Origin of the sequence: Acidovorax sp. BoFeN1 (assembly GCF_003345135.1) — a bacterium.
GTDB classification, from domain to species: Bacteria; Pseudomonadota; Gammaproteobacteria; order Burkholderiales; family Burkholderiaceae_C; genus Acidovorax; species Acidovorax defluvii.
Genome location: NZ_QOZT01000099.1, coordinates 1 through 12239, shown reverse-complemented (window position 1 = coordinate 12239; position 12239 = coordinate 1). Strand labels below are relative to the sequence as shown.

Annotated in this window: 9 protein-coding genes; 8 read left to right on the top strand and 1 reads right to left on the bottom strand. The window is 63.3% G+C overall.

The window, feature by feature from the left end; translation table 11 throughout:
• The first annotated feature begins 258 nt into the window (after positions 1-258).
• The gene (gene holA / locus DTW89_RS16835) at positions 259-1323 is read left to right on the top strand and encodes a DNA polymerase III subunit delta (protein ID WP_114656759.1); all 1065 of its coding nucleotides are present in this window, start codon (positions 259-261) and stop codon (positions 1321-1323) included.
• 38 nt (positions 1324-1361) lie between these two features.
• On the opposite strand, the gene DTW89_RS16830 is transcribed toward holA, so the two are convergent.
• Entirely contained in the window at positions 1362-1568 is a 207-nt protein-coding gene (locus DTW89_RS16830) for a dodecin family protein (RefSeq protein WP_024813287.1), read from the bottom strand.
• Between the two features lie 170 nt (positions 1569-1738).
• On the opposite strand from DTW89_RS16830, the gene DTW89_RS16825 reads away from it, so the two are divergent.
• The 7 genes from DTW89_RS16825 (at position 1739) to gshB (ending at position 11812) form a co-directional block, all read left to right on the top strand.
• Positions 1739-3019 (top strand): glutamate-5-semialdehyde dehydrogenase, encoded by a 1281-nt coding sequence (locus DTW89_RS16825; protein WP_114656758.1) that lies wholly within the window; start codon positions 1739-1741, stop codon positions 3017-3019.
• Between the two features lie 60 nt (positions 3020-3079).
• Positions 3080-4534: a Trk system potassium transporter TrkA gene (gene trkA / locus DTW89_RS16820; RefSeq protein WP_024813285.1), complete on the top strand. Its 1455-nt coding sequence runs from the start codon at positions 3080-3082 to the stop codon at positions 4532-4534.
• Between the two features lie 21 nt (positions 4535-4555).
• Positions 4556-6022 carry a TrkH family potassium uptake protein gene (locus DTW89_RS16815; protein WP_114656757.1) on the top strand — a complete coding sequence of 489 codons (1467 nt, stop codon included), beginning with the start codon at positions 4556-4558 and terminating at the stop codon, positions 6020-6022.
• A 92-nt stretch (positions 6023-6114) separates the two neighbouring features.
• Entirely contained in the window at positions 6115-7410 is a 1296-nt protein-coding gene (gshA, locus tag DTW89_RS16810) for a glutamate--cysteine ligase (RefSeq protein ID WP_024813283.1), read from the top strand.
• A gap of 162 nt (positions 7411-7572) precedes the next feature.
• The gene (locus DTW89_RS16805; protein ID WP_114656756.1) at positions 7573-9441 is read left to right on the top strand and encodes a potassium transporter Kup; all 1869 of its coding nucleotides are present in this window, start codon (positions 7573-7575) and stop codon (positions 9439-9441) included.
• Positions 9442-9576: 135 nt separating this feature from the next.
• Positions 9577-10764 (top strand): benzoate/H(+) symporter BenE family transporter, encoded by a 1188-nt coding sequence (locus DTW89_RS16800; protein WP_114656755.1) that lies wholly within the window; start codon positions 9577-9579, stop codon positions 10762-10764.
• Between the two features lie 94 nt (positions 10765-10858).
• Positions 10859-11812, top strand: a complete 954-nt coding sequence (gshB, locus tag DTW89_RS16795; RefSeq protein WP_111868339.1) for a glutathione synthase — start codon at positions 10859-10861, stop codon at positions 11810-11812.
• Positions 11813-12239: the final 427 nt, after the last annotated feature.

Sequence of the window (12239 nt, the reverse complement as noted above, 5' to 3'; positions counted from 1 at the left end):
GTGGTGTTGTTCATGCGGTGGGGGTCTGGCAAGGCAAAGGGTGCGGCCGCCGGGCGGTGCGGCATTCTCTTGCGCCACGGCTGCAACGAAAAGGCGGGCAACGCCGTGATCTTAGTGCGCCAACCATCTGCCCCCCGCCCATGTGCTCAATCTGAGCAGCACATGGCGCCCGTGAGAGAGGGCTGGTGCAGGAGCCCTCGACAGGCGCCAAGCTCCGCGGCCCCCAGGCGCGCTGCCCCGGGGCGATAAACTTTGCCCATGCAAGTCGCCCTGGCCCAACTTTCCCAACATCTTCAACGTGGCCTGTCGGCGCTGTACGTGCTGCACGGCGACGAGCCGCTGCTGCAGCAGGAGGCGGCCGATGCGATTCGCACCACGGCCCGCGCCCAGGGCTATACCGAGCGCAGCTCGTACACCGTGGCGGGCGCCCACTTCGACTGGAGCGCGGTGCTGGCCGCAGGCGGCAGTTTGAGCCTGTTTGCCGACAAGCAGATCGTCGAAATCCGCATCCCCTCGGGCAAGCCAGGCAAAGAAGGCAGCGTGGCACTGCAGCAGTTGGCTGAATCGGCGCGGGGCAACGACAGCACGCTCACGCTGGTGATGCTGCCGCGCCTGGACAAAGCCACGCGCACCGGCGCATGGTTTACGGCGCTCGAATCCTGCGGCACCTCGGTCCAGATCGACCCCATCGAGCGCGGCGCACTGCCGCAGTGGATTGCCCAGCGCCTGGCCGCACAGGGCCAGCGCGTGGCAGCGGGCGAGGAGGGGCAGCGCACCTTGCAGTTTTTTGCCGACCGGGTGGAGGGCAACTTGCTGGCCGCCCACCAGGAGATCCAGAAGCTGGCACTGCTGCACCCGGCGGGCGAACTGTCGCTGGCCCAGGTGGAGGCCGCCGTGCTCAACGTGGCGCGTTACGACGTGTTCAAGCTGTCCGAGGCGGTGCTGGCTGGGCAAATGGCACGCGTGCAGCGCATGCTCGACGGCCTGCAGGCCGAGGGCGAAGCAGAGGTGCTGGTGCACTGGGCGCTGTCCGAAGATATTCGGGCGCTCAAGCGGGTGAAAGACGCCATGAATGCGGGGCGCCCGCTGCCCATGGCTTTGCGCGAAAACCGCGTGTGGGGGGCCAAGGAGCGACTGTTCGAACGCATCCTGCCCAAGGCCAGCGACGCCGCACTGGCCCAGCTGCTGCAATCGGCCCACACGGTGGATGGCATCGTCAAGGGCCTGAAAGTGCCCGACTGGCCCACCAATGGCTGGCAGGCCCTGCAGCGGCTGGCGCTGCAGTTGGGTCGCGTCTGCGCGGGCTTGCCCCGGCGCGGATAAGGCGCGCCCAGGGGCTGCTTTTGCGCAGCGCGGGCAGATTATTTGTCGTCGAGGACGAAGGTGACCTGCATGTTCACCCGGTAACTGACGATGCGGCCGCCCTCGATGGACACCTTCTGTTCCTTGATCCATGCGCCGCGCACGTTGGCGATGGTGTCGCAGGCGCGGGCAATGCCCTGGTTGATGGCATCTTCAAAGCTGGTGGTGCTGGAAGCACTGACTTCAATGACTTTTGCGACGCTCATGGCGGTCTCCGGTAGGTGGGGAAGCGCTCATGCTAGGAGGGGTGCTAGCACGCCGGTGTCGGACAAACGCGCCTGCTGCCGTAGTCGGCGGGTCGGTTTGGCGCTCTCCGTGGCAAGGGCAGCAGGGCGCTGGGGATTCGGCAGGGGCGCATCTGCGGCAAAATCGCGCCATGAATGCCCTCAACGTCACCGAATACACCCACACCCTCGGTTTACAGGCAAAAACGGCCTCAGCCCTTATGGCGCGTGCGCCAGCAGCTATTAAAAACAAAGCACTCAAGGCGCTTGCCCGGCTGCTGCGTGAAAGCACGGCCGCCCTGCAGATCGACAACGCCCGCGATCTGGAGCGCGCCCGCGCCGCCGGCCTGGCCGAGCCCATGGTGGATCGCCTGCAGCTCAGCCCCAAGGTGCTGGAAACCTGCGCCCAAGGCTGCGAGCAGCTGGCCGCCATGCCCGACGTCATTGGCGAAATCATGGGCATGAAGCAGCAACCCAGCGGTATTCGCGTGGGCCAGATGCGCGTGCCCATCGGCGTGTTCGGCATGATCTACGAGAGCCGGCCCAATGTGACCATCGAGGCCGCCAGCCTCAGCATCAAGAGCGGCAACGCCTGCATCCTGCGCGGCGGCTCCGAGGCGATCGAATCGAACAAGGCACTGGCCAGGCTGGTGCAGCAAGCGCTGGCCGAGGCCGGTCTGTCGCAAGATGCGGTGCAACTGGTGCAGACCACCGACCGCGAGGCCGTGGGCCAGCTCATTGCCATGCCGCAGTATGTGGATGTGATCATTCCGCGCGGCGGCAAGGGCCTCATCGAGCGCATCAGCCGCGATGCCAAGGTGCCCGTCATCAAGCACCTCGATGGCAACTGCCACACCTATGTGGACGACCCCTGCGACATCGCCATGGCGGTGAAGGTGGCCGACAACGCCAAGACCAGCAAATACAGCCCCTGCAACGCGAGCGAAGGCCTGCTGGTGGCGCGCGGTGTGGCGGCAGAGTTCTTGCCCAGGATTGGCGCGGTGTATGCCGCCAAGGGCGTGGAGATGCGCGGCTGCCCCGAGTCGCTGGCGATTCTGCAATCGGTGGCGGGTGCCAAGCTGGTGCCTGCGACTGAGCAGGATTGGTCCGAGGAATACCTGGCCCCCATCATCAGCGTGAAGGTGGTGGCAGATGTGGACGAGGCCATCGCCCACATCAACCGTTATTCCAGCCACCACACCGACGCCATCCTCACCACCAACCACCTGCACGCCCAGCGCTTTTTGCGCGAGGTGGATTCGGCCAGCGTGATGGTGAACGCCAGCACGCGGTTTGCCGATGGTTTCGAGTTTGGCCTGGGGGCAGAAATCGGCATCAGCACCGACAAGTTCCACGCCCGCGGGCCTGTAGGGCTTGAAGGACTCACCTCGCTCAAGTACGTGGTGCTGGGCGAAGGCGAGGTTCGGATCTGATTCGCTCCTGTATTCATAGCTGGTGGCGCTTGACAGTATTGCTCTGAAGGCCAATACCACATGAAAATCATCATCCTCGGGGCGGGCCGCGTGGGCCAAAGCGTGGCCGACAGCCTGGTGTCGGAGCGCAACGACATCACCGTCATCGACACCGACGCTGAACGTCTGCGCGATCTGGAGTCGCGGTTCGATTTGCGCGGCGTGGTCGGCAACGGTATCGAGCCGGCCGTTCTGGCCGAGGCGGGCGCGCAAGACACCGACCTGCTGATCGCCTGTGCCGCGCAGGATGAAACCAACCTGGTGTGCTGCAAGGTGGCGCAGCTGATGTTCAACATCCCCAAGCGCATTGCCCGCGTGCGCTCCACCGGGTTTCAGCGCGATGAACGTCTGGTAGGCCCCGAGGGCTTTGCGGTGGACCGCATCATCTGCCCCGAGGAATCCCTCACCCGCTACATCGGCAAGCTCATCGACTACCCCGAGGCCATGCAGGTGCGTGAGTTTGCGGGCGGCCGGGCCTGCCTGGTGTCGGTGCGGGCGCGGGCTGGCGCGCCCATGGTGGGCCACACCGTGGCCGAGATGCGCAACAGCACGCCCGATGTGGCGGTGCGCCTGGTGGCGATTTACCGCCGTTTTCCGGAAGAGCCCGACCGCTTTGTGGCCTGCGCTGGCGAAACCCGCATCGAGCCCGGCGACGAGGTTTTTGTGCTGGCCGCGCGCGAGCACATCGCCCATGTGCTGGCCACCTTGCACCGCCGCGACGCCACACCGGTGCGGCCGGTGCGCCGCATCATGATCGCCGGAGGTGGCCGCGTGGGCCTGCACCTGGCGCTGGAACTGGGCAAGGAGCCGGGGCGCTTTCTTGTGAAGATCATCGAGGACGACAGCGCGCGCTGCATCGAGCTGGCCTCGCGCCTGCCGTCGGATGTGCTGGTGCTGCAGGGTGATACCACGGACGAAAACCTGCTCGGGGACGAGAGCATCGACGAGATCGATCTTTTTCTGGCCCTCACCGACGACGACGAGGACAACATCATGTCCTGCCTGCTGGCCAAGCGCCTGGGCGCGCGCCGCGTGCTGGCGCTCATCAACCGCCGCAGCTATGCCGACCTGATGCACGGCACGCAGATCGACATTGCGCTGTCTCCCGCGCAGGCCATGTTGGGCGAGTTGCTGGCCTATGTGCGCCAGGGCGATGTGCAGGCCGTGCACAGCCTGCGCCGTGGCGTGGCCGAGGCGCTGGAGATCGTGGTGCGCGGGGACCGTAAAACGTCGCGCGTGGTGGGCCGCAAGGTCAGCGATCTGGCCCTGCCGCGCGATGTGCACATTGGCCTGATCGTGCGGGGCCTGCCCGATTCGCCCGACGTGTCGGCCGATGAGTTGCGCGAGCCGCAGGTGATCATTCCACGCAGCGCCACGGCGCTGGAGAGCGGCGACCATGTGGTGTTTTTCCTGCCGCACAAGCGGCTGGTGCGCGATGTGGAAAAGCTCTTCCGCGTGAGCCCCACCTTCTTCTGACACGAAACCCGCAAGAACACCATGGTGGACATGTTTCCCGTCCTGCGTGTGCTGGGCATCCTCGTCATGATCTTTTCGCTGTCCATGGGGCTGCCGCTGGCGGTATCTCTGTGGACCGGAGACGGGGTGTGGCATGTCTACCCGCTGGCCATGGCAGGCACGCTGGCGGCGGGCGCCTGGCTCTGGTGGCGCCTGCGCCTGTTCCGGCAAGAACTGCAGCCGCGCCATGGCGTGATGCTGGTGTCGCTGGTGTGGATGCTGCTGCCGCTGTTCTCCACCGTGCCATTGATGCTGGCGGCGCACCACATCGGGCGGCCCATGTCGTTCACGCATGCCTACTTTGAGGCCGTGTCGGGCCTTACCACCACGGGCTCCACAGTGCTGGTGGGCCTGGATACGCTGCCTGTCTCGGTGAACGTGTGGCGCACCTTTTTGCAGTGGATGGGTGGCATGGGCATTCTGATTCTGGCGGTGGCCGTGCTGCCACTGCTCGGGGTGGGCGGCAGCCAGCTGTTCAAGGCCGAGGCGGCGGGGCCACTGAAGGACACCAAGCTCACGCCGCGCATGACCGGCACCGCCAAAGGGCTGTGGGGCGTGTATGCCCTGTTTTCCACGTTGTGCGGCGTGGCCTACTGGGCGGCTGGGATGGCGCCGCTTGATGCGCTGATGCACATGTTCTCCACCGTGAGCCTGGGCGGGCTGTCGTCGCATGACCAGAGCTTCGGGTATTTTCAGTCGCCCTTGCTGGAAGCCATCTGCATCGTCTTCATGCTGGTGGCCAGTTGCAACTTTGCACTGTATTTCGTGGCCATTCGCAAGGGCCACTGGCATGGTTTCTGGCACGACCCGGAGCTGCGCGCCACCTTGTTCACCCTGGTGGGTGGGGGGCTGCTGGTGGCCGTGCTGCTGTGGGTGAAGGGCGTGTATGCGCCACTCGATGCCCTGCGCCACGGCATGTTCAACCTGGTGTCGCTGGCCTCCACCACGGGCTATGCCACGGTGGACTACCTGGCCTGGCCGGTGTTTGCGCCGGTGTTCATGCTGCTGCTGTCGGGTGTGGCCACCAGTGCGGGGTCGACGGGCTGCGGCATCAAGATGGTGCGCATGCTGATCTTGCTCAAGCAGGCGCGCCGGGAGATGAACCGCTTGGTGCACCCGCGCGCCGTGCAGCCGGTGCGGCTGGGCGATGCGGTGGTAGACAACCGGGTGATCTTCTCGGTGCTGGCCTTCATGCTGGTGTATGGCGCCACCATCTTCGGGCTGAGCATGGTGTTGCTGCTGACCGATCTGGACCCGGTGACCGCGTTTTCGGCGGTGCTGGCCAGTGTCAACTGTGCCGGGCCGGGCCTGGGTGCGGTGGGCCCCGCCTCCAATTTTGCGGTGCTCACCGATTTTCAGATCTGGGTGTGCACGCTGGCCATGCTGCTGGGGCGACTTGAAATCTTGAGCTTCATGGCCTTGCTCACCCCGGCATTCTGGCGACGCTAGCGGGCGGATGGCTGCCCACGCCGCTGCCTTGCGAATCCCGGGCCCGATCCCAAATCCCTACAATCCACCGCAATCGCTTCCAGAGGGCATCTATGGTTCCGCATCTCATCACGGCCCTCACGGGGCCTATCAACGAACTCGAACAGCGCATTCTCGACTCGATGCCCGCCATCGAACGCTGGTTTCGCCTGGAGTGGATGGAGCACACGCCGCCGTTCTACACCTCGGTCGATATCCGCAACGCGGGCTTCAAGCTGGCGCCGGTGGACACCAACCTGTTCCCCGGTGGCTGGAACAATCTCACCAAAGAGATGCTGCCGCTGGCCGTGCAGGCCGCCATGGCCGCCATCGAGAAGATCTGCCCCGAGGCGCGCAACCTGCTGATCATTCCCGAGAACCACACGCGCAACACGTTTTATCTGGCCAACGTGGTGCAGTTGCAGCGCATCTTCAACATGGCGGGTCTGAATGTGCGGGTGGGCTCCATCAGTCCCGAGATCAAAAAATCCACCCTGATCGAGTTGCCCAACGGCGATTCGGTCATGCTCGAACCCGTGATCCGCACCAAGGGGCGGCTGGGGCTCAAGGATTTTGACCCCTGCACCATCCTGCTCAACAACGACCTGTCTGCGGGCGCGCCCGGCATTCTGGAAGACATCCACGAGCAATACCTGCTGCCGCCGCTGCATGCCGGCTGGAGCGTGCGCCGCAAGAGCACGCATTTCAAGAACTATGAAGAGGTGGCCAAGCGCTTTGGCAAGATGCTGGGCATCGACCCCTGGCTGATCAACCCTATGTTCAGCCAGTGCGGCGACGTGGATTTTGCCGAAGACAAGGGCATGGACGCCTTGCAAACTTCAGTGGACGCGCTGCTGGGCAAGGTGCGGCGCAAGTACAAGGAATATGGCATCCACGAAAAGCCCTTCGTGATCGTCAAGGCCAACAACGGCACCTACGGCATGGGCATCATGACCGTGCGCGACGCCAAGGAGCTGGACGCCCTGAACCGCAAGACCAAGAACAAGATGGCCGTCATCAAGGACGGCCAGCCGGTCAGCGATGTGATCATCCAGGAGGGGGTGCTCACGCAGGAGCGCGTGCACGAGGCCGTGGCCGAGCCCGTGGTCTACATGATGGACCGCTATGTGGTGGGCGGCTTTTACCGCATGCATGCCGAGCGCGGCGTGGATGAAAACCTCAATGCCCCCGGTGCCAGCTTTGTGCCGCTGGCGTTCGAGCACAGCACCCACCTGCCCCAGCCAGGCGTGCGCCCTGGCGTGAGTGCGCCGAACCGCTTTTACATGTATGGCGTGGTGGCGCGCCTGGCCATGCTGGCCGCCAGCTACGAGCTGGAAGCCACCAACCCCGACGCAGAGATCTACGACTGACCGGTTTGATTCTCCTGCCACGCCCTGAGCACCGAGGCCAGAGGGTAGTTGCTGCACTGCAACAGGCTCTCTGGCGCAACGGCGCGAACCAGGGGGCAGGGGCACAATAGCGTTCCCAAAAGTTACGGAACCCTGTCTTGCCCAGTGCAGCGGGGGGTGTCAGTGCAAAGCTCCAAATCATCGCTCGCAGCGCTCACGCTGGGCGCCATCGGTGTTGTCTATGGCGATATCGGCACCAGCGTGCTGTACGCGGTCAAGGAGGTGTTTGGCTCGGGCCACGTGCCGTTCACGCCAGACAATATCTACGGCATCCTGTCCATTTTCTTCTGGACCCTGACGGTCATCGTCTCCCTCAAATACGTGGTGCTGGTACTGCGCGCCGACAACAATGGCGAGGGCGGGCTCATTGCCATGCTGGCGCTGGCCTCGCAGGCGGTGAAAGACAAGCCCCGGCTGCGCAAGGTGCTGCTGGCGGTGGGCATCTTCGGCACTTCGCTCTTTTATGGCGACGGCGTCATTACCCCGGCCATCTCGGTGCTGTCCGCGGTGGAGGGGCTGGAGGTGGTTTCGCCCCATTTCAAGCAGTACGTGATTCCGCTCACGCTGGTGGTGCTGTTTTGCCTGTTTGCCGTGCAAAAGCGGGGCACCAGCGGCATCGGCAAGTTCTTCGGCCCCATTACGCTCATCTGGTTTTTGACGATTGCCGTGCTGGGCGTGTCGCATATCGTCACCCACCCTGAAATCCTCTGGGCCATGAGCCCGCACCACGCGGTGGGGTTCATGTGGGCCCATCCGGGCATCAGCTTCATCATCCTGGGCGCCGTGGTGCTGTGTGTGACCGGGGCCGAGGCGCTGTATGCCGACCTGGGGCATTTTGGCAAACGCCCCATTCGTCTGGCCTGGTTTGGTGTGGCCATGCCGGCGCTCACGCTCAATTATTTTGGCCAGGGAGCGCTGCTGCTGGCCGAACCCGAGGCGGTGAAGAATCCATTTTTCATGATGGCACCCGATTGGGCCTTGGTGCCGCTGGTGGTCATGGCGACGCTGGCCACGGTCATTGCGTCGCAGGCGCTCATCACGGGCGCCTTCAGCGTCACCAAGCAGGTCATCCAGCTCGGTTATCTGCCGCGCCTGAACATCCTGCACACCAGCGTGCGGGACACGGGGCAGATCTACATTCCGCTGGTCAACTGGGGGCTGTTCGTGGCCATTGTGCTGGCGGTGGTGATGTTCCGCTCGTCCAGCAACCTGGCTGCGGCCTATGGCATCGCCGTCACGCTGGACATGCTGATCACCACCACCTTGACGTTCTTTGTCATCCGCTTTGGCTGGGGCTATCCGCTGGCGCTGTGTGTTGCGGCCACTGGCTTTTTCTTTGTGGTGGACCTGGCTTTCTTCGCATCCAATCTGCTCAAGTTGTTCCAGGGTGGCTGGTTCCCGCTCATGATTGGCGGGGGCGTTTTCATGCTGATGATGACCTGGAAGCAAGGGCGCAGCCTGCTCAATGACAAGCTGCGGGCCGATGCCATCGACCTCAAGGATTTCCTGGAGTCGGTGTTCTTGAGCCCGCCCACGCGCGTGGATGGTACGGCCGTGTTTCTGACGGCCGAGCCGGGAGCCGTGCCCAACGCACTGCTGCACAACCTGAAGCACAACAAGGTGCTGCACCGCCAGAACCTGTTCGTCACCGTCCGCAACCATGAGGTGCCCTGGATCGGACGGGACAAGCGCCTGCAGGTGGAGCCCCTGGGCCACGATTGCTGGCAGGTGGTGGTGCAATACGGCTTCAAGGACGATCCCGACATCCCCAGTGCCTTGCACCAGTTGAGGGTGCAGGGCTGTGATGTGGAACCCATGACCACCAGTTACTTCCTTTCGCGGGACACCATCATCCCCACCATCGGCAGCGGCATGGCGCCCTGGCGCGAGAAGCTGTTTGCCCAGATGCACCACAACGCCAGTGGCGCTGCCGATTTTCTGCACCTGCCCAGCAACGCCGTGGTCGAGCTGGGTTCCAAGATCGAAATTTAATCTGTTTATAGTGTTTTAGGCCTCTAGCCCTTATGGATTAAGCGCTATAAGCTATTAAAATTATAGTAAATTGGCTCGCGCAGGGGGCGTGTCAGGCAGACAGGCCTGGCCGGATGCGGTGCCAGAATGCCCCACATGCAATTCTTCAAAGACTTGAGCCTGTCGGCCTTTACGGCCGGCTTTGTCGCGGTGCTGGTGGGCTTCACGAGTTCCGTGGCCATTGTTTTCCAGGCGGCACAAGCCTTTCAGGCCACACCGGCGCAAATCACCTCTTGGATGTGGGCTCTCGGGCTGGGCATGGGGCTGTGTTCCCTGGTGCCATCGTTGTTACTGCGCAAGCCGGTGATGGTGGCCTGGTCCACACCGGGGGCCGCCGTGCTGGCGAGCGCCGGGCTGTCCGGGGGCTTTAGCATGGCCGAGGCCGTGGGCGCCTTCATGGTGTGCGCTGTGCTGATCACGCTGGCGGGCGTCACGCGCTGGTTCGAGCGGGTCATGAACCGCATTCCCACGGAGATTGCCGCTGCGCTGCTGGCGGGGGTGCTGGCGCGCTTTGGCATGCAGGCCTTCGCAGCGGCACAAACTGCGCTGCCCCTGGTCTTGCTGATGCTGGGGGCTTATCTGGTGGCACGCCGGTGGATCCCGCGCTATGCCGTGGTCATCACGCTCGCTCTGGCGATTGCATTTGTCGCGCTGCGTGGTGAGATGTCCTGGTCGGCCATCCGTTTCGAGCTGGCCATGCCGGTGTTTACGGCACCGCAGTTCACCCTGTCTGCCGCCATCAGCCTGGCGCTTCCCCTGTTCGTCGTCACCATGGCGTCGCAAAACCTGCCGGGCGTGGCGGTGATTCGCGCCACGGGATATGACCTGCCGATCTCCCGTCTCATCACCATGACCGGACTCGCAACCCTGGTGCTCGCCCCATTTGGTGGCTATGCGCTGAATTTCAGCGCCATCACCGCCGCCATCTGCATGGGCCCGGAAGCCCACCCGGACCGCGACAAACGCTACACGGCGGCGGTGTCCTGCGGCTTGCTGTATGTGGTGATCGGTATTTTTGGCGCGGTCGTCACCGGGCTGCTGACGGCATTTCCCAAAGAACTGGTGGTGGCCATTGCAGGCCTTGCGCTGCTGGGCACCATCGGCAGTGGCCTGGCCGCCGCGCTGCGCGACGAGCCGCACCGCGAGGCGGCACTGATCACTTTCCTGGTCACCCTGAGCGGCGTGGTGGTGGCGGGCGTGGGATCTGCCTTCTGGGGCGTGGTCGCCGGCAGCATTGCGTTATTTGTGCAACAGTACAGGCGTTCCCAAGTCGGCAGTGTCTGACCTGCTCAGGTGCATTGAGTTCGGCAATGCCCCCAGGGGCAGCCTGCTGTTTGCCCTGTCGATGTGTTCGGCACGACCCTTTTCCTGAAAAACCATGAAACTACTGTTCATCACCGATCCGCTGGAAAGCTTCAAGATCTACAAAGACACCACCTTTGCCATGATGCGCGAAGCACAGCGGCGCGGGCACACGCTGGCGGTCTGCCTGCCGCAGGATCTGGTCTGGCAGCGCGGCAGCCAAGTGACTGCACGGGTGCGGGACATTGTCCTCACGGGTGATTCCACCAACTGGTTTCAGGCGCAGCCCCTGCGCAGTGCAGCGCTCACGGCGTTCGATGCCGTGCTCATGCGCAAAGACCCGCCCTTCGACAGCGAATATTTTTATGCCACCCACTTGCTTGAACAGGCCGAACGGGAGGGCGCCCGCGTCTTCAACAAGCCGCGCGCCCTGCGCGATCACCCCGAGAAGCTGGCGATCATGGAGTTTCCGCAGTTCATCGGCCCCACGCTGGTCACGCGCGATCCACAAGACATCCAGCGTTTCCATGCCGAACACCAGGACATCATCCTCAAACCGCTCGATGGCATGGGCGGCATGGGCATTTTCCGGGTTGGCCCAGACGGCCTCAATCTCGGCAGCATCACGGAGACCCTCAATCGTCATGGGGCCCAAAGCGTGATGGTTCAGAAATTCCTTCCCGAGATCACAGAGGGCGACAAGCGCGTCCTCGTCATCGGCGGCAAGCCCGTGCCTTTCTGTCTGGCGCGAATCCCACAAGGCAGTGAAGTCCGGGGCAATCTTGCGGCCGGGGGCAAGGGGGTGGCGCGCCCGCTGTCTGCGCGCGACTGGGAGATCGCCGAAGCGCTGGGCCCCGTCTTGCACAGCCGTGGGTTGCTGCTGGCAGGGGTGGACGTCATCGGAGATTGCGTTACCGAGATCAATGTCACCAGCCCCACCTGTTTCCAGGAGATCTATGACCAGACCGGCTGCAACGTGGCCTTCCTGTTCGTGGACGCACTGGAGGAGGCGGTGGCAGCGCGCGCTTGAAGTTCTGTACAACCCGTCTTGAATGCCATCAAATTTCCATGCTATAGTCGCAGGCTTCGCTGTTCAGAGGTGTCCCTGTTGGGTTGGTCTGGGTGGTGGAGAAGAAGGTTTGCAAAGAGGTGTGATTTTGGGTTTGATTGGGTAAAAACCCGGTATATAATTCAAGGCTGCGCTGAGAGTAGCGGGTTGCTGGAGACGGTGGCTGGTGAAGAAAGTGCAAAGACCTTCGGGTTGACAGGGTTTTAAAAAGCCTGTTATAATTTAAGGCTCGGCTGATCGCAGCTGAGTCAGGAAATCAAGAAAGCTTTTGCTGTTTTGGTATCTGGTTCATTAAAAATATACAGCCGATAAGCGTGGGCGTTTGGTGGCGAGTGCCAAGTTCTTTGGAACTAGTGCTTAGCACTACAAACGCTCATGAGAGAGAAGT

What these genes read in the sequence shown, in the direction of transcription:
- holA (WP_114656759.1), top strand. Translation starts at nt 259, where the DNA reads ATGCAAGTCGCCCTGGCCCAACTTTCCCAACATCTTCAACGTGGCCTG.
- DTW89_RS16830 (WP_024813287.1), bottom strand. Translation starts at nt 1,568, where the DNA reads ATGAGCGTCGCAAAAGTCATTGAAGTCAGTGCTTCCAGCACCACCAGC.
- DTW89_RS16825 (WP_114656758.1), top strand. Translation starts at nt 1,739, where the DNA reads ATGAATGCCCTCAACGTCACCGAATACACCCACACCCTCGGTTTACAG.
- trkA (WP_024813285.1), top strand. Translation starts at nt 3,080, where the DNA reads ATGAAAATCATCATCCTCGGGGCGGGCCGCGTGGGCCAAAGCGTGGCC.
- DTW89_RS16815 (WP_114656757.1), top strand. Translation starts at nt 4,556, where the DNA reads ATGGTGGACATGTTTCCCGTCCTGCGTGTGCTGGGCATCCTCGTCATG.
- gshA (WP_024813283.1), top strand. Translation starts at nt 6,115, where the DNA reads ATGGTTCCGCATCTCATCACGGCCCTCACGGGGCCTATCAACGAACTC.
- DTW89_RS16800 (WP_114656755.1), top strand. Translation starts at nt 9,577, where the DNA reads ATGCAATTCTTCAAAGACTTGAGCCTGTCGGCCTTTACGGCCGGCTTT.
- gshB (WP_111868339.1), top strand. Translation starts at nt 10,859, where the DNA reads ATGAAACTACTGTTCATCACCGATCCGCTGGAAAGCTTCAAGATCTAC.